This window comes from Pseudomonas sp. PDM21 (assembly GCF_014852505.2).
Lineage (GTDB): Bacteria > Pseudomonadota > Gammaproteobacteria > Pseudomonadales > Pseudomonadaceae > Pseudomonas.
On the sequence record NZ_CM181223.1, the window covers coordinates 6,659,799 to 6,680,291 of the forward strand.

At 66.2% G+C, this 20,493-nt stretch carries 18 protein-coding genes; 10 read left to right on the plus strand and 8 right to left on the minus strand.

What is annotated here, in order from left to right; all coding sequences use genetic code 11:
- Positions 1–80 precede the first annotated feature (80 nt).
- Both cdhC and IB275_RS30650 read right to left on the minus strand, forming a co-directional pair.
- The gene (gene cdhC / locus IB275_RS30645) at positions 81–965 is read right to left on the minus strand and encodes a 3-dehydrocarnitine:acetyl-CoA trimethylamine transferase CdhC (RefSeq protein WP_192294459.1); all 885 of its coding nucleotides are present in this window, start codon (positions 963–965) and stop codon (positions 81–83) included.
- Between the two features lie 87 nt (positions 966–1,052).
- Positions 1,053–1,991: a choline ABC transporter substrate-binding protein gene (locus tag IB275_RS30650; protein WP_192294457.1), complete on the minus strand. Its 939-nt coding sequence runs from the start codon at positions 1,989–1,991 to the stop codon at positions 1,053–1,055.
- A 228-nt stretch (positions 1,992–2,219) separates the two neighbouring features.
- On the opposite strand from IB275_RS30650, the gene IB275_RS30655 reads away from it, so the two are divergent.
- Together IB275_RS30655 and IB275_RS30660 are read left to right on the plus strand one after the other, a co-directional pair.
- A complete protein-coding gene (locus IB275_RS30655; protein WP_138213499.1) occupies positions 2,220–3,179 on the plus strand; it encodes a GlxA family transcriptional regulator in 960 nt (319 codons plus the stop codon).
- A gap of 205 nt (positions 3,180–3,384) precedes the next feature.
- Positions 3,385–3,855 carry a nuclear transport factor 2 family protein gene (locus IB275_RS30660; RefSeq protein WP_081519022.1) on the plus strand — a complete coding sequence of 157 codons (471 nt, stop codon included), beginning with the start codon at positions 3,385–3,387 and terminating at the stop codon, positions 3,853–3,855.
- Between the two features lie 216 nt (positions 3,856–4,071).
- Here IB275_RS30660 and IB275_RS30665 read toward each other — a convergent pair whose 3' ends face one another.
- From IB275_RS30665 to IB275_RS30680, 4 genes are all read right to left on the minus strand, one after another.
- Complete coding sequence (locus IB275_RS30665; protein ID WP_192294455.1) at positions 4,072–5,712, minus strand: GMC family oxidoreductase; 1,641 nt, start codon at positions 5,710–5,712, stop codon at positions 4,072–4,074.
- 140 nt (positions 5,713–5,852) lie between these two features.
- The gene (locus tag IB275_RS30670; RefSeq protein WP_192294453.1) at positions 5,853–6,686 is read right to left on the minus strand and encodes an ABC transporter ATP-binding protein; all 834 of its coding nucleotides are present in this window, start codon (positions 6,684–6,686) and stop codon (positions 5,853–5,855) included.
- A complete protein-coding gene (locus tag IB275_RS30675) occupies positions 6,674–7,480 on the minus strand; it encodes an ABC transporter permease (RefSeq protein ID WP_024764976.1) in 807 nt (268 codons plus the stop codon). The genes IB275_RS30670 and IB275_RS30675 overlap by 13 nt, the downstream gene beginning before the upstream one ends.
- 58 nt (positions 7,481–7,538) lie before the next feature.
- Complete coding sequence (locus IB275_RS30680) at positions 7,539–8,513, minus strand: ABC transporter substrate-binding protein (protein WP_138213492.1); 975 nt, start codon at positions 8,511–8,513, stop codon at positions 7,539–7,541.
- Between IB275_RS30680 and IB275_RS30685 the strand changes: the two genes are divergently transcribed.
- The 6 genes from IB275_RS30685 to IB275_RS30710 all read left to right on the plus strand — a co-directional run bounded on the left by IB275_RS30685 (position 8,512) and on the right by IB275_RS30710 (position 15,386).
- Entirely contained in the window at positions 8,512–8,691 is a 180-nt protein-coding gene (locus tag IB275_RS30685; protein WP_139791602.1) for a hypothetical protein, read from the plus strand. The genes IB275_RS30680 and IB275_RS30685 overlap by 2 nt on opposite strands.
- A gap of 140 nt (positions 8,692–8,831) precedes the next feature.
- Positions 8,832–11,225: a carbohydrate-binding family V/XII gene (locus tag IB275_RS30690; RefSeq protein WP_192294451.1), complete on the plus strand. Its 2,394-nt coding sequence runs from the start codon at positions 8,832–8,834 to the stop codon at positions 11,223–11,225.
- A gap of 79 nt (positions 11,226–11,304) precedes the next feature.
- On the plus strand, positions 11,305–12,279 hold the full coding sequence (locus tag IB275_RS30695; RefSeq protein ID WP_192294449.1) for an AEC family transporter: 975 nt from the start codon (positions 11,305–11,307) through the stop codon (positions 12,277–12,279).
- Between the two features lie 186 nt (positions 12,280–12,465).
- Positions 12,466–13,002, plus strand: a complete 537-nt coding sequence (locus IB275_RS30700) for an HI_0983 family protein (protein WP_225601789.1) — start codon at positions 12,466–12,468, stop codon at positions 13,000–13,002.
- A gap of 287 nt (positions 13,003–13,289) precedes the next feature.
- On the plus strand, positions 13,290–14,594 hold the full coding sequence (locus tag IB275_RS30705; RefSeq protein ID WP_192294447.1) for a CitMHS family transporter: 1,305 nt from the start codon (positions 13,290–13,292) through the stop codon (positions 14,592–14,594).
- A gap of 33 nt (positions 14,595–14,627) precedes the next feature.
- The gene (locus tag IB275_RS30710) at positions 14,628–15,386 is read left to right on the plus strand and encodes a TerC family protein (protein ID WP_192294445.1); all 759 of its coding nucleotides are present in this window, start codon (positions 14,628–14,630) and stop codon (positions 15,384–15,386) included.
- A gap of 90 nt (positions 15,387–15,476) precedes the next feature.
- On the opposite strand, the gene IB275_RS30715 is transcribed toward IB275_RS30710, so the two are convergent.
- On the minus strand, positions 15,477–15,950 hold the full coding sequence (locus IB275_RS30715; RefSeq protein ID WP_081519014.1) for an LEA/WHy family protein: 474 nt from the start codon (positions 15,948–15,950) through the stop codon (positions 15,477–15,479).
- 17 nt (positions 15,951–15,967) lie between these two features.
- The gene (locus IB275_RS30720) at positions 15,968–17,275 is read right to left on the minus strand and encodes a PQQ-dependent sugar dehydrogenase (RefSeq protein WP_192294443.1); all 1,308 of its coding nucleotides are present in this window, start codon (positions 17,273–17,275) and stop codon (positions 15,968–15,970) included.
- A 339-nt stretch (positions 17,276–17,614) separates the two neighbouring features.
- Here IB275_RS30720 and IB275_RS30725 point away from each other — a divergent pair, with 339 nt between their 5' ends.
- Together IB275_RS30725 and IB275_RS30730 are read left to right on the plus strand one after the other, a co-directional pair.
- Positions 17,615–19,339, plus strand: a complete 1,725-nt coding sequence (locus tag IB275_RS30725; RefSeq protein WP_192294441.1) for a Na/Pi cotransporter family protein — start codon at positions 17,615–17,617, stop codon at positions 19,337–19,339.
- Between the two features lie 98 nt (positions 19,340–19,437).
- Positions 19,438–20,472, plus strand: a complete 1,035-nt coding sequence (locus IB275_RS30730; RefSeq protein WP_192294439.1) for an AraC family transcriptional regulator — start codon at positions 19,438–19,440, stop codon at positions 20,470–20,472.
- The last annotated feature ends 21 nt before the right edge of the window (positions 20,473–20,493 follow it).

Here is a 20,493-nt window from a genome sequence, read left to right on the forward strand (position 1 = left end):
CGCATAACGCGCAGCGTTATCCGCCGATCCTGTTCGGCGGCGGATAACCCGTTCCGGGTTATTCGCCCTGCGGTTCGCAATCAGCGGGCCTTGAGGCTCATCTTCCTGCGCCCCTCGGCCGGGCTCAGGGCGCGGCCGCCCAGGCGCTCGATGATCTCGATAGCGCGCTCGACCAGTTGGCCATTCGTGGCGTGTACGCCACGGTCCAGCCAGATGTTGTCCTCCAGGCCGACCCGCACGTTGCCGCCCAGCAGCATGGCCTGGGCGACCATGGGCATCTGCGAGCGGCCGATGCCGAAGCCGGCCCAGGTCAGGCCGTCGGGAATGTTGTCGGCCATGGCCTTCATGGTGGTGGTGTCCGCCGGGGCGCCCCACGGGATGCCGAGGCAGATCTGGATCAGCGGGTCTTCCAGCAGGCCTTCCTTGAGCATCTGTTTGGCGAACCAGAGGTGGCCGGTGTCGAAGATTTCGAGCTCGGCCTTCACCCCCAGCTCGGTGATGCGCTTGGCGCCGGCGCGCAGCTGCGCCGGGGTGGAGACATAAATGAAGTCGCCGTCGCCGAAGTTCAGGGTGCCGCAGTCCAGGGTGCAGATTTCCGGCAGCAGCTCCTCGACGTGCTTGAGGCGCTCCAGCGGGCCGACCAGGTCGGTGCCGGCGCCGAACTCCAGCGGCTGCTCGCCCTGGCCGATCTGCAGGTCGCCGCCCATGCCGGCGGTGAGGTTGATGATGATGTCGGTGTCGCTCTCGCGGATGCGTTCGACCACTTCGCGGTAGAGGTTCACGTCGCGGCTGGGCTTGCCGGTCTGCGGGTCGCGGACGTGGCAGTGGGCGACGGTGGCGCCGGCCTTGGCGGCCTCGATGGCGGCGGCGGCGATTTCCTTGGGGGTGACGGGAATGGCCGGGTGCTTGCCGACGGTATCGCCGGCGCCGGTCACCGCGCAGGTGACGATCACTTCATGGTTCACGGTGGCTGTCCTTCTTCGGGTCGAACGAACCCGCTGCGCGCCGGAGGACGCGCAGGGAGTTGCTGGTGGGAGGTGTTTGTCCGGGCGCTATTTCAGCGAGGCCTGGACGGCGGCGAGGCCGTCCTTGCCGTCATAGGTGGTCACGCCGTCGAGCCAGGCCTTGAGCGGCTCAGGGTTCTGTTTCAGCCAGGCCTTGGCGGCGTCCACCGGCTGGCTGCGGTCGAGGATCGGCACCATCACCTGGCTCACCTGCTCGCTGCTGAACTTGAGGTTGTGCAGCAGCTTGGCGACGTTGCCGCACTGCGCCTGGTAGCCGCCGGCGGTCATGATCGAGACGGTGGCGGAGCCTTCGTCGGGGCCGAATACGTCGTCGCTGCCGGTGAGGTATTTCATGTCGATCTGCAGGTTCATCGGGTGCGGCTTCCAGCCGAAGAACACCACCCACTGCTTGCGCTTGATGGCGCGCTTGACCGCGGTGAGCATGCCGGCCTCGCTGGACTCGACGATCTGGAAGCCCTTCAGGCCGAACTTGTCGTCGGCGATCATCTTCGCGGTGATGCGGTTGGAGCCGCTGCCGGGCTCGATCAGGTAGATCTTGTTGCTCAGCTTGTCCTTGAACTTGGCGATGTCGGCGAAGGTCTTCAGTCCGCCGTCGTAGACATAGCTGGGCACGGCGTAGGTGGACTGCGCGTCGGGCAGGGTCGGCGGGGTGATCACGTCGATCTGCTGCTTGTCGAGGTAGGGTTTGGCCACCGGCTGCATGGTCGGTTGCCAGTAGCCGAGGAAGACGTCGAGCTGCTTGTCGGCCATGCCGGCCAGGATGATCTGCTGCGAGGCGCTGGTCTGCTTGACCTTGTAGCCCAGGCCGTCGAGCACGGCCTCGGCCACGGCGCTGCTGGCCACCACGTCGGTCCAGTTCACCGTGCCCATGCGCACGTTCTGGCACTGGGCGGGCTCTGCGGCCCAGCTGGTGCTGGCGACGAGCATGAGCGCGGCACAGCCGAGCGCTTGGATCGATAGCTTCATGACTTCTCCCTCAAGGCCTTTGCGGCATTGGTTATCGTTGTTGTGTGTCATGCGGCCCCTCACGGGGGGCTGTGGTGATCAAGTTACGCAGCCGCAGGGGTGGTGGATCGCACTGCGGCGACCAGCTCTTGCACAGCAGCGACCTCCCCGATTGCCAGGGCGACGTCCTTGGTTCATAAGCATGGGCTCAGCTGCCACTACGCTGCCCCCAATTGCACGGTACCCGCCATGTCCCAAGACTTCTGGTTCCTGCTGTTGCCCGGTTTTTCGGTGATGGGTTTCGTCTCCGCCGTGGAGCCGCTGCGGGTGGCCAACCGTTTTCGCGGCGAGCTGTATCGCTGGCACCTGATGAGCCTGGACGGTGGGCCGGTGCTGGCCAGCAACGGCATGTCGATGAACGCCGACAGTGGCCTGGAAGCGCTGCGCGAGGGCGACACCCTGCTGGTGGTGGCCGGCTTCGAACCGCTGCGCGCCTGCACCCCGGCGCTGCTGCACTGGCTCAAGCGCCTGGACCGCGACGGCGTGACCCTGGGCGGCATCGACACCGGCAGCTTCGTGCTGGCCGAGGCCGGGCTGCTGCAGCGCCAGCGCTGCACGGTGCACTGGGAGGCGCTGGATGCCTTCCGGGAGACTTATCCACAGGTGCAGGCGACCCAGGAGCTGTTCGAGATCGACGGGCCGCGCATCACCTCCGCCGGCGGCACTGCATCCATCGACCTGATGCTCGACCTGATCGCCCAGGCCCACGGGCCGGAGCTGGCGGTGCAGGTCTCGGAGCAGTTCGTGGTCGGGCGCATCCGTACCCGCCAGGACCACCAGCGCCTGCAGGTCGCCAGCCGCTACGGGGTGAGCAACCGCAAGCTGGTGCAGGTGATCGGAGAAATGGAGCGTCACACCGAGCCACCGCTGTCGACGCTGGAGCTGGCCGAACGCATCCAGGTGACCCGGCGCCAGCTCGAGCGCCTGTTCCGCCTGCACCTCAACGACACGCCATCGAACTTCTACCTCGGCCTGCGCCTGGACAAGGCGCGCCAGCTGCTACGCCAGACCGACATGAGCGTGCTGGAGATCGGCGTGGCCTGCGGCTTCGAGACGCCCTCGTACCTGTCGCGCAGCTACCGGGCGAAGTTCGGGGTGTGCCCGAGCCAGGACCGCGTGGGGTTGCGCAAGGTCGCTGCCAAAGCCTGAAACCTGTAGGGCGCATAACGCCTACGGCGTTATCCGCCGCCATGGCGGGTAACCCGTTCCAGGTTATGCACCCTGCGTTTCTGGAGTTCCGCTGCTACGAAAAGCAAGTTGGCAATATCTGTGGGATTACCGTCATTTACCCCATCCGGGGCCGGGCGGAGTATGGAGATCAGGTTCAAACCCCTCACTGCCTTTGGAGACCACCATGAGCGAAGCCCGTCCCCCTCTGCCGCCCTTCACCCGCGAAACCGCCATCCAGAAAGTCCGTCTCGCCGAGGACGGCTGGAACAGCCGCGATCCGCATCGCGTGTCGCTGGCTTACACGCCGGACAGTCGCTGGCGCAACCGCGCGACCTTCGTCCAGGGCCGCGAGCAGATCGTCCAGTTCCTCACTGCCAAGTGGGTGCGCGAACAGCAGTACCGGCTGATCAAGGAACTCTGGGCCTTCACCGACAACCGCATCGCCGTGCGCTTCGCCTACGAGTGGCACGACGACTCGGGCAACTGGTTCCGTTCCTACGGCAACGAGAACTGGGCCTTCGACGAGAACGGCCTGATGTTCGAGCGTCACGCCAGCATAAACGACCTGCCGATCAGCGAGGACGAGCGCCTTTTCCGCTGGCCGCAGGGCCGCCGGCCGGACGATCATCCGTCGCTCAGCGATCTGGGGCTCTAGATCCGTTATCCACAAGATTGACTGGGGCACCGCGTCGGATGGCGTGGAGCGAAGCGATGCCCATCGATCACCGGCAAACTCGCCGATGGGTATCGCAAGCTCCACCCCTCCTACGAATGAGCTTCCCGGTGACGGCAGAGCCAATGGGGGTGCCGTCGTAGGGCGCAGAAAACGGCGGATAACCTGTTCCAGGTTATTCGCCCTACCACTCCGCTATCAGGCCGGGACTGCCTGGGCGGGAGCGGCCGACGTCGCGCTGCTCTCTTCCAGGATCATCGCCGCTGCGCGCTCGCCGAGCATGATGCAGGGTGCGTTGGTGTTGCCGCTGATGAGTGTCGGCATGATCGACGCGTCCACCACGCGCAGGCCCTTCAGCCCGTGAACGCGCAGGCGCAGGTCGACCACCGCCTGAGGGTCTTCGCCCATCTTGCAGGTGCCCACCGGGTGGAACACGGTGGCGGCGTATTCGCGCAGGTGTTCCATCAGTTGCTCATCGGTCTGCACCTGCGGACCGGGGAGCATCTCGGCGCCACGGATGCTGTCGAACTCTGGCTGGGCGAGGATCTTGCGCGCCAGCTTCACGCCTTCCACCAGCACGCGGCCGTCTTCCTCGTTGGCGAGGAAGTTGTAGTCGATCTCGATGTCGCCACCGGGCTTCACCCGCAACTCGCCGATGCTTTTCGGCCGCAGCACGCAGGTGTGCACGGCGTAGCCATGGCCCCATTCGAACAGTCGGCCACGGTGGCTGCGGTAGCCGGGCACGAAGTGGAACTGCACGTCAGCCAGCGATTGCGCGAGAGGTGTCCGTGCGAATCCGCCGGCCTCGACGTAGTTGGTGGTCAGCCAGCCCTTTTTCGCCAGCAGGTACTTGAACGGCGAGAGCAGGATCTGCGGCAGCGAGCCGAGGGAGAAGCCCAGGCTCAGCGGGCTCGGCGAGCGCACGGTGACCAGGCCGTCGAGGTGGTCCTGGAGGTTCTTGCCCACGCCGGGCAGGTCGTGTTGCACCGGGATGCCGGCGGCTTTCAGCTCAGCCGCCGGGCCGATGCCGGAGGCCAGCAGGATCTGCGGCGAGCCGAGGGCGCCGGCGGTGAGGATTACCTCGCGACGCGCCTGCAGACGTTCGCCGCTGCGCAGTTCGATGCCGGTGACGCGCTCGCCTTCGAGCAGCAGGCGGCCCACCTGGCGCTCGGTCAGCACGGTGAGGTTCGGGCGTTGCAGCGGCGCGACGAAGGCGCGGTAGCTGCTCAGGCGCTTGGCGTCCTTCTGGGTCACGTTGTAGATGCCGACGCCTTCGAACTCGCGGCCATTGAAGTCATCGTTGCGGCGCAGGCCCAGGTGCGCGGCAGCCTTGATGAACAGGTGCGACAGCGGGTTGGGGTCGCGCGGCTTGTCCACCACCAGTTCGCCCAGGGTACCGTGCAGCGCCGGGTCCTGGCCGAGCAGGTTGCGCTCGGATTTCCTGAAGAACGGCAGCACGTCCTTCCAGCCCCAGCCCGGGCAGCCTTCGGCTTCCCAGCGGTCGTAGTCGGAAGCGTGGCCGCGGATGTAGATCATGCTGTTCATCGAGCTGGAGCCGCCCAGCGCCTTGCCGCGCGGGCAGTGCAGCGAGCGGTTGTTCAGGCGCTTCTGCGGTGCGGAGTAGAAGTTCCAGCTGAACACCTTGCTCTTGTACAGGGTGATGGTGCCGGCCGGGGTCTGCACTCGCGGGCTGGCGTCGCTGCCGCCGGCTTCCAGCAGGCAGACGCGCACCGACGGGTCGGCGCTCAGGCGGTTGGCCAGCACGCAGCCGGCGGAGCCAGCACCGACGATGAGGTAGTCGTAGGTGGCATCTTGGGTGGAGTCATGGTTCGAAGACAAGGGGGCTCTCCCAGTGAGTCTTGCGTGAATCGCAGAACCCCTCACCCCAACCCTCTCCCGAGGGAAGAGGGGGCCGAACGGTGCTGCAGCGGATCACCGCATCGGCCGGCGCCCTGCAGGAGGCGCCAGCCGGCGGCAGGTCAGTGCGCTTCTTCCAGGTCGTCGTGCAGCAGCCCGAGGATCTCGCGCTTCATCTCGATGAACTGGCGGTCCATGACCATGTCCAGCGAGCGCGGACGCTCGATGGGCACGTCGAGGATCTGCTTGATGCGGCCGGGGCGCGCGCCCATGACGTAAACGCGGTCGCCCAGCAGGATGGCCTCGTCGATGTCGTGGGTGACGAACACCACGGTCTTCTTGCTGTGGTCCCATACGCGCAGCAGCAGTTGCTGCATCTGCATGCGGGTCTGGCTGTCGAGCGCGCCGAAGGGCTCGTCCATCAGCAGGATCTGCGGGTCGTTGGCCAGCGCGCGGGCAATCGCCACGCGCTGCATCATTCCGCCGGAGAGCTGCTTGGGGTAGTTGTTCTCGAAGCGCCGCAGGCCGACTTCGTCGAGGTAGTAGTCGACGATCTCGCGGCGCTCGGCCGCCGGCATGCCACGGCGCTTGAGGCCGAATTCGACGTTTTGGCGCACGGTGAGCCAGGGGAACAGGGTGTAACTCTGGAACACCATGCCACGGTCGGCGCCGGGGCCGTCTACCAGTTGGCCGCCGACGTAGATATCGCCCTCGGTGGGCTCGGACAGGCCGGCGGTGAGGTAGAGCAGACTCGACTTGCCGCAGCCCGACGGCCCGACGATGACCGCGAACTGCTGGTCCGGCACCTCGAAGGAGACGTTCTCCAGCGCGCTGAAGGTGCCACCGTCCGGGGTGCGGTAGCGCAGGCTGACGTTTTCGACCCGAAGGCGGGCCGGGTTGGCAGGTTGCTGACCGGTCACGGCGGGTTCTTCCTGCTTGATCGCTACTGCGCCCATGACGCCACCTTCAGTCGGATGAATCGGAAGAGTTGGTCGGTGATCAGGCCCAGCAGGCCGATGATGGCGATGGCCAGGAAGATCACGTCGACCTGGAAGCCACGCATGGCCTTCAGGCTGATGTAGCCCAGGCCACTGGAGGCGGCGACCAGTTCGGCGACCACCAGGTAGGTCCAGGCCCAGCCCATGGTCACGCGCAGGGTGTCGAGCACGCCGGGCAGCGAGGCCGGGCCGAGCACGTGGAGGACCACGTCGCGGCGGTTGCAGCCCAGGGTGTAGGAGGCGTTCACCAGGTCCTTGGCGACGCCGCGGGAGACGTCGGCGATCATCACCAACTGCTGGAAGAACACGCCGAAGATGATCACGGTGACGCGCTGTTCCAGGCCGATGCCGATCCACAGGATGAACAGCGGTACGAAGGAGGTCACCGGCAGGTAGCGGATGAAGTTCACCAGCGGTTCGAGGAAGGCCTGGACGATGCGGAAGCTGCCCATCAGCAGCCCCAGCGGCACCGCCACCAGCGAGGAGATGATGAAGCCGATCATCACCACCTTGACGCTGGCCATCACGTGGGTGGCGAGGGTGCCGTCGCTGGCCAGGCGCACGCCGGCCGCGAGCACCGCGTCCGGGGTCGGCAAGAACATCGCCGGCACCACGCCGCCGTAGGAAAGCCCGGCCCACAGGCCGAACACGAGCAGCCAGCACAAAGTGCCGGCGGACCAGACCAGCTTCAACGGCAGGTCGACCTTGGGCGTCAGGCAACGGCTGAGCCAGGATTGCGAACGACGAGGCATCGCGGGTTCCTCCAGGCGAGCGGCACGGGGCCGCCCACGGGGACAGAGAGTGAGACGGTTACTCGGAGACGAAACGCGGGTCGACCAGGTCGTCGTAGCTGACTTCCAGGCGCTTGCCCTGCAGGCCGCTCCAGGTCTCGTTGGCGAGACGGATCAAACCCTTGATGTCACCAGGCTTGCCGGGGGTGCCAATGAGCTGCTCACTCATCGCCTTGTCGTAGAAGCGCACGCCCTTGGCGGCATCGGCCAGGGCCTTGGGATCGGAGAGGTAGCCGCCGACGCCCTTGGCCATGATCGCGTAGGCCTCGTCCGGGTGCTCCTTGGTGTATTGCACGGCCTTGTACAGGCCTTTCACCAGGGCCTTCACGTCCTCGGGCTGCTTCTCGATGACGTCGCAGTTGAGGGCGACCACGTCGACGATCACGCCGGGGGTGGTGGAGCTGTCCACCAGCACCTTGCCCTGCTGCTTCTCGCGCACCAGCGAGAGATGCGGCTCCCAAGTCACGGCGGCGGGCACGCGGCCGGCGATGAAGGCGCTGGCGGCGTCATCGGCGGTCATGTTCTGCACCTTGATGTCACTCATGTTCATACCGGCGTGCTTGAGCAGGTAGGCCAGCCAGAATTGCGAGACTGAGCCTTCGTTGACCGCCACTTCCTGGCCCTTGAGCTGGGCCAGCGAGGTGACGTCCTTGCCCACCAGCACGCCGTCGCCGCCATGGCTGTCGTCCAGCGCGGCCACGGCCTTGAAGCAGAACTTGGGCCGGTACTTGAGGATTTCGTCGATGGTGGAGGCGGAGCCGGAGAGCTGGCCGGAAGCCTGGGCCGCCATGTACATCGAGGCTTCCTCGATGGTGGTCAGCTGCAGGTCCAGGCCCTGCTCCTTGAAGTAGCCCAGGTCACGGGCGAGGTACAGGGTGCCGTAGCCGACCCAGGTGGTGTGGCCGATGGACAGGGTGCCGGCCTGCGCGCCAGAAACGGCGGCGAGAGCCAGGGCGGAACACGCGATGGAACGCACGAGCAAGGACTTGATCATGAAGCACTCCCACAGCCGTTTGGCTTTTTTGTTGATTTACTGCGGCAGTGGCCAGAAGGCCGGTAAAACCGGGACATGCGCGGCATCGAGCTCTATGGCTCAGCGTCTGAAGGCTTTGTCTCGCGACATGTCTGACAGACCGATGGTCGCCGAAGCGGGAGGCTCGGAAAATTATTAAATATGTCGTTGCACCATAAGAAAAAGCTGCCTTGCCGGCGAAATTGCACCAGCATGGCGCAGGGGAGAACTCGGACACGCGCGGGTTGTTTCGCGCTGCACTAAGGTTGAACGCAGCTCTCCTCAAGGAAGGTTTCCAACATGGCTTTACGTCCCGTTCTGTCGTCCCTGGCGCTCGCCATCGGGCTGTCGCTGCACCCCGCTCTTTCCGTCGCCGCCGATCCCCAGGCCCCCGCCGTCACCGAGCTGAAATGGCCGCGGGATTTCGCCCTGGGCGAGCAGCACGTGCAGATCTTCCAGCCGCAGATCGAGGGCTGGGACGGCACCCGCATGAGTGGCCGCGCGGCCATCGCCATCGGCCCCGCCAACGGCGCACCGACCTACGGCGTGGCGCAGTTCTCCGCTGCCGCCGCCATCGACAAGGCCACGGGGCTGGTGCAGCTCACCGACCTGCGCATCGACAAGGTGGAAGTGCCCACCGCCCCGGACAGCGCCGGCAAGGTGCGCGACGCGCTGGTAGCGCGCCTGCCCAGGGACGGTCTGACCGTCTCCCTCGATGAGCTGCAGGCTTCCTATGCGGTGAACCAGCAGCTCGACCAGCTGCGCCATGTGCAGGTGAAGAACGACGCGCCGCAGATTGTCTTCGCCGCGACCCCGACGGTGCTGGTGATGATCGATGGCCAGCCGAACTGGCAGGCACTGCCGAGCAGCGACTTCCAGCGCGTACTCAACAGCCGCGTACTGGTCCTGCGCGACGCCCAGGGCAACCACTACCTCAATGCCGCCGGCAACTGGTACACGGCCCAGGCACTGGATGGCAGCTGGCTGGTGCTGAGCCAGCCACCCAAGGCGTTGCTCAATGCGCAGCAGGTGGCGGAGAAAGCCGGCCCGGTGGACGCCCTGCTGCCCAAGGACGGCAAGGTGCCGGGCAAGGCGCCAGCGATTCTGGTGGCGACCCGGCCCACCGAGCTGATCGTCAGCGACGGCACCGCACAGATGCAGCCGGTGGACGGCGTCAGCCTGCTGACGATGAAGAATGCCGACCACGCGGTGTTCGTCGATCCGACCCACAACACCTGGTACGTGCTGCTCTCCGGCCGCTGGTTCAGCGGCCCCGGCGAGCAGGGACCGTGGCAGTTCGTCGAGGGCAAGGACCTGCCCGCCGACTTCGCGAAAATCTCGCCCAAGGACCCGAAGGCCAACGTACTGGTATCCGTGCCCGGCACCCCGCAGGCGAAGGAAGCGGCCATCGCCGCGAGCATCCCGCAGACGGCCTCGGTCTCGCGCAGCAAGGCGACCATGAAGGTCAGCTACGACGGTGCGCCCAGCTTCCAGCCCATCAGCGGCACCAGCCTGCAGTACGCGGTGAACACGCCGACGCCGGTGATCGAGGTCGCCGCCAACCAGTTCTTCGCCGTCACCAACGGCGTCTGGTTCGTTGCCCCCAGCCCCACCGGGCCCTGGCAGGTGGCAACCGAGGTGCCGGCGGCGATCTACGGCATCCCGCCCAGCTCGCCGGTGTACTACGTGACCTACGTGCACATCTACTCGGTCACCCCGCAGACCGTGGTGGTGGGCTACACGCCCGGCTACCTGGGCGTGGTGGTGAGCAGCGACGGCACGGTGGTCTACGGCACCGGCTACACCTACCCGGCCTACGTCAGCCAGACCGTCTACTACGGCTATCCGCCGACCTACGGCTACGGCGCAGGCTTTGCCGTGGGCGCGCTGACCGGCTTCGCCTTCGGTTACGCGGCGGGCGCCTACTGGGGTTCCCCGGAACCCTATTGGGGCCCGTACTGGGGCCCCTATCCGCACGGAGGCTGGAGCTACGCCAACGTGAACCAGGCGAACTTCTACGGCCGCTGGGGCCAGGGCACGGTCACCCACGCCTATGGCTACAACGGCTGGACCGGCACCCAGTGGCAGGGCAGCTCAGCGGTGGGCTACAACCCGCGCACCGGGACGCACTTCCAGGGCGCCCAGGGTTCGGCCTTCAATCCCTACACCGACGAGGGCGTGGCCGGGCGGCGCGGGGCTTACTCCAATGCTTCCACCGGAATGTCCGGCGCGGGCCGCAGCGGCGTGGCCTACGACGCCGACAGCGGTGACTTCAAGGCCGGCCAGCAGGGCATCCAGCACAACGCCCAGACCGGCCGCACCACCATCGCCGAGCGGGGCGTCTCCGGCGACGTGGACGACGGACGCGGCAGCTACGACAAGCAGAACCAGGGCATCAGCTACAACCGGCGCACTGGCAACGCCGTGGCCTGGAAGAACGGCGACGTCTACGCCGGCCACGACGGCAACGTCTACCAGCACACCGACAGCGGCTGGCAGCAGCACACCAGCAACGGCTGGCAACCGGTGCAGCAGAACCAGGCCAATGTCCGCAGCCAGCTGGACCAGCAATACCAGTCGCGGCAGATCGGCCAGCAGCGCTTCAACCAGACCCAGCGGCAGTGGGGCGGTGGCGGCTTCGGTGGCGGGCATTTCGGCGGGGGTCATTTCGGTGGAGGCGGCTTCCGCCGCTGATCCTGTGGACAAGGTTTTCCACAGCGCTGGTGGCTGTGGAAAACCGCTTCGGGCAAGGTGAGAAACTTATCCACACGCCTTGCCCTTTCCCGCACGCCCTCGGCAAGATGCCCGCTCCCACCACCATCGCGGGGTTGCCGTGACCGCTCTGTTCCAGGCCCTCTGGCCGTTGTTCGCGCTGATCGTCGGCGGCTTCGTGCTGCGCCGCAAAGGTTTCCCCGGCGACGCCTTCTGGCCGGCAGCTGAGCGGCTCAACTACTTCATCCTGTTCCCCGCGCTGCTCGCCAGCAGCCTGGCCAGTGCACCGCTGAACGACCCCGGCCTCGCCCGCCAGGCACTGGCGGTGGTGCTGGGCCTGGGCATCGCCTGGGTCGCCCTGCTGGTCGTCAAGCGCCTGCGCGGCTGGAACGCCGCACGTTTCGGCGCCATCGCCCAGGGCGTTTTGCGCTTCAACACCTACCTGGGGCTTGCCGCCGTCGGCAGTCTGTACGGCAAGCCGGGGCTGACCTTGGCCGCGCTGATGCTGGCGCTGATGGTGCCGACGGTGAACGTGATGTCGGTGTGGGCGCTGACCGCCGAGCGCGGCATCAGCCTGCGCTCGCTGCTGCTGCCGATCGTGAAGAACCCGCTGATCCTCGCCTGCGTGGCCGGCGCTCTGCTCAATGTCACGGGCATCGGCCTGCCTGGCGGCACCGACCGGCTGTTCAACCTGCTTGCCGTGGCCAGCCTGCCGCTGGGCCTGCTCTGTGTCGGCGCCGCGCTGCAGCCCCAGGAACTGCGCGCGGAAGCCTCGGCACTGGGCTGGAACTGCGCGATCCGCCTGCTGGCCATGCCGCTACTGGCCTTCGCCATCACCCGCCTGCTGGCCCTGCCGCCGCTGGAAAGCGCGCTGCTGGTGCTGTTCTTCGCCCTGCCGACAGCCCCGACCGCCTATGTGCTGACACGCCAACTGGGTGGCGAGAGCGGGCTGATGGCCGGAATCATTACCCTGCAGACGTTGCTCGCCGGCGCCAGCCTGCTGGTGGTGATGGGATTGATCCAGACGCTCGGCTGATCGTTCTCGGGAATTGTCTGCTGGCCCGATCGAACCCCCTCCATCACCGACACGGCCGTCCCGCAGGCAATTTCGCCTGGCGGGCCGCTATCGCCAACGCAGTGATCCACAATGGAGGCAGGCGATCCTGGCGTGGTCGGGCAGCTGAGCTGACGCCACCGTTTTCTCTCACGACGAGGCAACACCGTGCGTCTCTGGCTGATCCTGCTGGCTCTGATGGCTCCTCTGTCCTGGGCCGCGAGCGTGACGAAGGACTTCACCTTCGCCGGCACCGACTACTTCCATCGCTGGTCCCGGGAGGATCAGCACGAGTTCACGCCACAAAGCCAGGAGGACCTGGCGAAGTGGCAGGACATGGTCACCCTGCACCGCTACACGGCGGCCACGAATGCCGAGCAGATGGCGGCCGTGGCCAACGCTGTGCTGGACAACTACAAGCAGCAGGGCGCGATGATCCTCAAGGTCGACGCCAGCCCCGCCCGGGGCAGTCAGCCCGCGGTCTACTTCATCGCCGCGGTGTTCCCGCAACCGAGCTTCATCGAAGCGGTGTTCACCCGCCTCAGGCTGGAGAACGGCACGGGCACGGGGGTGATCTACTCCCACAGGCTCTACGGCAAGGCGATTGGCGAGAGCATGAGCGCCTGGCTCAAGGCCAACGCCGATGCGCGGGAGAACGAGCTGATGGACTGGCAGCCGCCGGCCAAAGCTTTCCAGCGCCGCTGAATCAGCGTGGGGAAGATTCGCTGCCAGGCTGTCGCGGGCATGGCCCGCTCCTAGAGAAATCGCTCCGATCAGCGGTCATCGTCCGCGAAAGCCTGCTGAAAGCTTGACCCCCTAGCATCGCCGCCTCGGTCCTCCCGGCCGGACCTGCGTTCGCGCAGCGTACAAAAACAACAATCGGTGATTGCCCATGCCCCGCTTCCTGTCCCTTCCCGCCCCGACTCCGTCCGCACCGCACGTGCTTATCCACAGCCGCTGCTGAATCCCCGCGCCGACCTGGAGTTATCCCCATGCTGACTTTCCTCGCCTTCGCCATGGTGGCGACCTTCATGTTCCTGATCATGACCAAGCGTCTGTCGGCGCTGATCGCGCTGATCCTGGTCCCGATCGCCTTCGCCCTGCTCGGCGGCTTCGCCAAGGGCCTGGGGCCGATGATGCTGGACGGCATCCGCACCCTGGCGCCGACGGGTGTGATGCTGATGTTCGCCATCCTCTACTTCGCCATCATGATCGACTCCGGACTGTTCGACCCGGCGGTGCGGCGCATTCTCCGGCTGGTCAAGGGCGACCCGCTGAAGGTATCGATGGGCACCGCCGCGCTGGCGATGATCGTCTCGCTGGATGGCGACGGCTCGACCACCTACATGATCTGCGTGGCGGCCGTTCTGCCGCTGTACAGCCGGCTGGGCATGAGCCCGCTGTTGATGGCCTGCCTGATCATGCTCTCCAGCGGCGTGCTGAACATGACTCCCTGGGGCGGCCCGACTGCCCGCGCGGCCAGCGCACTGCACGTGGACCCGGCGGACATTTTCGTGCCGATGATCCCGGCCATGCTTGCCGGCATCGCGGCAATCTTCGGCCTGGCCTGGGTCTACGGCAAACGCGAGCGTGCCCGCCTGGGCGAGCTGCACCTGCCTACCGACCACGAGGCCATGGCCGAGGTCAGCGTCTCGCAGTTCCCCGAAGCGCGCCGGCCGAAGCTGCTGTGGTTCAACGCGGTGCTTACGGTGGTCCTGATGGGCACCCTGATCGCCGGCCTGTTGCCGATGCCGGTTCTCTTCATGATCGCCTTCGGAATCGCGATGATCGTGAATTATCCCTGCATCATGGAGCAGAAAAAGCGCATCGGCGCCCACGCCGAGAACGTCCTCGCGGTGGTCTCGCTGATCTTCGCCGCCGGGGTCTTCACCGGAATTCTTTCCGGAACGGGCATGGTCGAAGCCATGTCGAAAAGTCTGCTGGCGGTGATCCCGCCGGCGCTGGGGCCGTACCTGGCGACCATCACGGCGCTGGTGAGCATGCCGTTCACCTTCTTCATGTCGAATGACGCTTTCTACTACGGCGTGCTCCCGGTACTCTCCCAGGCCGCCGCGCAGTACGGCATCACCCCGGTGGAAATGGCCCGCGCCTCCATCGTCGGCCAGCCGGTACACCTGCTCAGCCCGCTGGTGCCCTCCACCTACCTGCTGGTGGGACTGGCCAAGGTGGACTTCGGCGACCACCAGCGCTTCACCCTCAAGTGGGCCGTGCTGGTGTGCCTGGCGATCCTCGCCGCGGCCCTGCTGCTGGGCCTGTTCCCCCTGTTCAATAAATGAACAGCTTAACGACTGACTTCGAGTACCGATTAAATGGAATGGCTCACCAGCCCTGAAATCTGGATTGCGTTCTTTACCCTGACCGCCCTGGAGATCGTCCTGGGCATCGACAACATCATCATGATTTCCATCCTGGTCGGCCGCATGCCCAAGCACATGCAGCCGCGCACGCGCTTCTTCGGGTTGGCGCTGGCGATGGTCACGCGCATCCTGCTGCTGCTGTCGATCACCTGGGTCATGCGCCTCACCGCGGACCTGTTCCAGGTCTTCGGCCAGGGCATCTCCGGGCGCGACCTGATCCTGTTCTTCGGTGGCCTGTTCCTCCTGTGGAAAAGCAGCAGCGAGATCTTCCATGGCCTGGAAGGCGAGGATGAAGCCGAGGGCGAACCCAAGAGCGTGATGGGCGGCTTCATCGGCACCATCATCCAGATTGCCATCATCGACATCGTGTTCTCGCTGGACTCGGTGATCACCGCCGTGGGCATGGTCTCCAACGTGCCGGTGATGGTCGCGGCGATCGTTGTCGCGGTGCTGGTGATGATGCTGGCGGCCGGCGCCATCAGCGACTTCATCGACAAACACCCGTCGCTGAAGATGCTGGCGCTGTCGTTCCTCATCGTGGTCGGCACCGTGCTGATCGCCGAAGCCTTCGAAGTCCACGTGCCCAAGGGCTATGTCTACTTCGCCATGGCCTTCTCGCTGGCGGTGGAAGCGCTGAACATTCGCATGCGCACCGCGCGCGGCAAGAAGGAAGACCCGGTGAAACTGCGCAAGGACATTCCGGGGCAGTAATTCACGAGTGTTATCCACCGGCGGTGAATAACAGCCGGGCAATAAAAAGCCGGGCTATCCACAGCCTGGCTTATCCACAGCAGCTCGACGTCAAGGGCGTGCGACCGGCTCCGGCCAGTTCAGCACGCCCTTGTCGTTGAAGCGCACCGTGCCGAACAGGCCACCCGCCAGCTTGCCGTTGATCTCGTAGGGCATGCCCTGGCGCGGCGGCCCGCCGGACAGGCCCCAGGCCTGGCGGAAGGCGGAAAAGGCCGAGATGCTCACCGGCACGCTGATCACTGTTTCGCCGAAGCGCGGCACCTGCCCGCTGGCGTCGCTCACCCCGCTGGCCAACGGCTGGCCGTTCACCGACAGGTCCAGGGCGATGCCGTTGTAGTCGATGGCCTGGTCATTGGGGTTCTGCACCCGCAGCTTGACCGTGAAGCGCGCTTCCATGCCCTGCCCGGTGGCCGGCTCCAGGCCGACCAGATCAATGTTCAGCGGGTCGCGCGTGCCGAACAGGCTGCTGCAGGCGCCCAGCGCCAGCAGCAAAGTCATCAGGGCAATACGCCGGGCAATCGCCATGCTTTCTCCTTGTCGATTCACTTCAGGGTCGCCGGGCGCAGGCGCCAGACGGTGTTACCCACATCGTCGGCCACCAGCAGGCCGCCGAACTTATCCACAGCGACGCCGACCGGCCGGCCCATGGCTTCGTCGTTGTCGTTGATGAAGCCGTCCAGCACCGTCACCGGCTGGCCGTTGGGCTTGCCGCCGCCGAAGGGGATGAACACCACCTGGTAGCCGCTGCGCGGCTTGCGGTTCCACGAGCCGTGCTGGCCGATAAATACCCCGCCACGATAGCGCTCCGGCAGCAGGCTGCCCTGATAGAAGGCAAGGCCTAGGGAAGCGGTGTGCGCGCCGAGGGCGTAATCCGGCACCAGCGCCTCCGCCACCCTGTCCGGGCGCGGCGGCTCAACGCGTTTATCCACATGCTGGCCGTAATAACTCCAGGGCCAGCCGTAGAAGCCGCCGTCCTTCACCGAGGTCATGTAGTCAGGCACCAGATCGTTGCCCAGTTCGTCGCGTTCGTTGACGGCTGTCCACAGGGCGCCGCTGTTGGGCTCCCAATCCAGCCCGTTGGGGTTGCGCAGGCCGGAGGCGAACACCCGCACGTTGCGGTTGGACAGGTCGATCTGCAGGATCGCCGCGCGGTTCTTCTCCGCATCCAGGCCGTTCTCGCCGACGTTGCTGTTGGAGCCGACGGTGGCATAGAGGTAGCGGCCGTCGGGGCTGGCGAGGATGTTCTTGGTCCAGTGGTGGTTGATCGGCCCGCCCGGCAGGTCGACGACCTTCTCGGCCTTGGCGCTGATAGTCGTCTCACCGGTCTTGTAGGGGAAACGCACCACCGCGTCGGCATTGGCGACGTACAGCCAGTTATCCACAAGGGCCATGCCGAAGGGCGAGAACAAACCCTCGAGCAGCACGCTGCGCTGCTCCGGCACGCCGTCGCCATCGGCATCGCGCAGCAGGGTGATGCGGTTGGCGCTAGGTACGTTGGCGCCGGCCTTCTCCATCACCTTGCCGGCGACCCAGTCCTTCAGTCCGCCGGACTCTTCCCTGGGTGGCGCCGAGCTTTCCGCCACCAGCACGTCGCCGTTGGGCAGCACGTAGAGCCAGCGCGGGTGCTCGAGCTTCTCGGCAAAGCGCTGCACTTCCAGGCCTTCGGCCGCGCGCGGCTTCTGGTCGGCGGGCCAGCCGGTGGCATTGGCGATGTTGACGGTAGGCAGCAGGCTGCTCTGCGGTTCCGGCAGCTGCGGTTGCGGCCCGGTACCGGCGGTGAATGGTAACGCCGACTTGTCGCCACAACCGGTAACCGCCAGCGCAATCAGGAGGGGGAACGACCAACGCATGGGACTACTCCTCGACCCTTGGTGTGTTTCTTTCAGCAAGTGGACAGGCAGTCTAGACATTACCGCTCGCCATTCCGTGCGAATTAACCGATGCAAAGGCGCTCGCATCCGCTTTTGATCGGCTTTACTGACAGACAGGATTGCCGGCAAATCAGAGATTTGGCGAACCCTCAAGGAAGAACGAGGGTCTACCATGACAGTCTTGTGACAATCGCCTGAGCGTTGCCGTGTCCTTCTCGGCCCTCCGCGCTGTCTGTACGGAGCCGCGGGCGAGGTCGTTACAGGGTCCGTTGACGGACGCACCGCCCACGGGCCCGCTTGAGTGCGAGGGGGCCCGACATGCTCAAACTGCTCGATCTGCTCTCTGCCGTCGCCCTGTTGGTGTGGGGCACACATATCGTCCGCACCGGCATTCTCAGGGTCTACGGCAGCAACCTGCGAAAAATCCTCAGCCGCAGCGTGGAGAAGCGCCCGCTGGCCTTCGCCGCCGGCATCGGCGTCACCGCTCTGGTGCAGAGCAGCAACGCCACGGCGCTGCTGGCCACCTCCTTCGTCGCCACCGGGTTGATGGCCCTGGCGCCAGCGCTGGCGATCATGCTCGGCGCCGACGTCGGCACGGCGCTGATGGCACGGGTGCTGACCCTGGACCTGTCCTGGCTGTCGCCGCTGCTGATCTTCTTCGGGGTGATCTTCTTCCTCGGCCGCAAGCAGACGCGCCTCGGCCAGATCGGCCGCGTGTTCATCGGCCTGGGGCTGATCATCCTTGCGTTGCAGCTGATCGTCGCCGCCGCCGAGCCCATGACCCAGGCCAAGGGCGTGAAGGTGCTGTTCTCCAGCCTCACCGGCGACGTGATGCTGGACGCCCTGACCGGCGCGCTGTTCGCGATGATTTCCTACTCCAGCCTGGCCGCCGTGCTGCTCACGGCGACATTGGCGGCGTCCAAGGTGATCTCGCTGAAGGTGGCGCTGTGCCTGGTGGTCGGCGCCAACCTGGGCAGCGGCATCCTGGCGATGATCAGTGCTTCCTCGCAGAACGCCGCCGGTCGCCGCGTGGCGCTGGGCAGCCTGCTGTTCAAGGTCGCCGGCTGCGCCCTGGTGCTGCCGCTGGTGGGCCCGCTGGCCGAGTGGATCGACCACTGGCAGTTCAGCACCGCCGAACTGGTGATCGCCTTCCACGTGCTCTACAACGCCACCCGCTGCCTCGCCTGCCTGCCGCTGACCGGGCAGATGGCGGCGTTCTGCACACGCATCATGCCCGACCGCCACTCCCCGGAAGACACCGTGCGCCCACGCCACCTCGACCCGGCAGCGCTGGATACGCCGAGCCTGGCGCTGGTCAACGCGGTGCGCGAAACCCTGCGCATGGGCGATATCGTCGAGCAGATGCTGAACAACCTGATGCAGGTTATCCACAGCGGCGACCCGCTGCTGGGCAAGGAAATCCGCAAGCAGGACGACGATGTCGACGCGCTCTACACCGCGATCAAGCTGTACCTGGCGCGCATGCCCCGCGAGGACCTGAGCGAAGCCGACAGCCGCCGCTGGGCGGAGATCATCGAGCTGGCGATCAACCTGGAGCAGGCCGGCGACATCATCGAGCACATGCTCGGCGCCGTGCAGGACAAGAAGACTTCGCGCAGCCGCTCCTTCTCCGACAACGGCCTGGAGGAGATCACCGTGCTGCACGGCCAACTGGTGGCCAACCTGCGCCTGTCGCTCTCGGTGTTCCTCAATGGCGACCAGGAAGGCGCCAAGCGCCTGCGCCGCGCCAAGCAGCGCTTCCGCCTGCAGGAACGGCGGTTCGCCCACTCCCACGTCGACCGCCTGCGCCAGCAGGTGGTGCAGAGCATCGAGACCAGCTCGCTGCACCTTGACCTGATCAGCGACATGAAACGCTTGAACTCGCTGTTCTGCGCCATCGCCTATGCTGTTCTGGACAACCCCGATGCCAGCAGTTCGGCAATCGGCGAACCTGTGGAAGACGAGGACTTCGTCGAACGCGAAGTCGAAGCGGTACAGGATCACCAGCGGCCGGCTCCCCCCGGCTCCAGTGCGACGGGTTGATGGCCAGGGGGCCTGTGCGAACGTTCCGTCGGAACCTTCGCCAGCCCCTACAAAGTCCTGATATCACGACGCCCAGGGTTCGGGCAGAATCCGCCGCCATGGAAGCATGCACTCAATCCCAACGCCCTCCCTCGGTCAGCGCCAGCCTGACCCAGGCCATCCTGCTGGCGGCTGTGCGTCTCGGTCTGAACCGCGACGCCCTGCTCGCCGCCAGCGGTATTCAGGAATCCCAGCTCAGCGACCCGGACGCGCGCATAGACTTCGCGTTGCAGGAGCGCATGTGGCAGGTGATCCAGACCGACCTGAAGCATGACGAGCCCGGCCTGGCCATGGGCCGCGCACTGTCGCCGGCATCCTTCAGCGCGCTGGGCTACCTGCTGCAGTCGAGCACCACGATGGGTGACGCCCTCGAATCGGCCATGCGCTACCAGCGCCTGGTGGGAGAGGGCGGCCAGGTAACCATCGAGGCCCAGGCCGAGATCATCTGGGTGAGCTACCGCCCGCTGAACCCGGAGGCGCCGGCCACCCGTGCCCGCGCGCTGGCGCTGCTGGGGTTCTGGTCGCGGCAATTGCGCGCCCTGCTCAGCGGTCTGCAACTGGCCGGCTGCCGTTTCATGCACAGTCAGCCGGAAAGCCTCGCGGACTACGAAAAAGCCTTCGACTGCCCACTGTACTTCGAAGCAACGGACTACGCCCTGGGCCTACCCCGTGCGCTCATCGACGCTCCATTGCCGCAGGCCAACCCACCACTGCGCGACCTGCTGCGCCAGCACGCGGAGGGCTTGCTCGCCCGCCTGCCCAGCGCCAGTGTCAGTGGGCGGGTAGTTGCCCTGCTCGGCGAGCAACTGACCCGCGGCGAACCCGGCCGTGCCGCTGTCGCCAGCGAACTGGGCCTGAGCGAACGCACGCTGCAGCGCCGGCTGGCGGAGGAAGGCAGCAGTTATCAACAGCTGTTGGCCGATACCCGGCGGCAACTGGCGGAGCGCTACCTGGGGGAAGGCAACCTGCCGGCCACGGACATCGCCGCCCTGCTCGGTTATTCCGAGCCCAGCGTGTTCTTCCGCGCCTTCCGCCACTGGACGGGGCTGACGCCGGGCGAGTACCGCCAGCGGCGGCGCCAGGCGGAGAACTGACGAGCGCCGTCAGGGCCGATC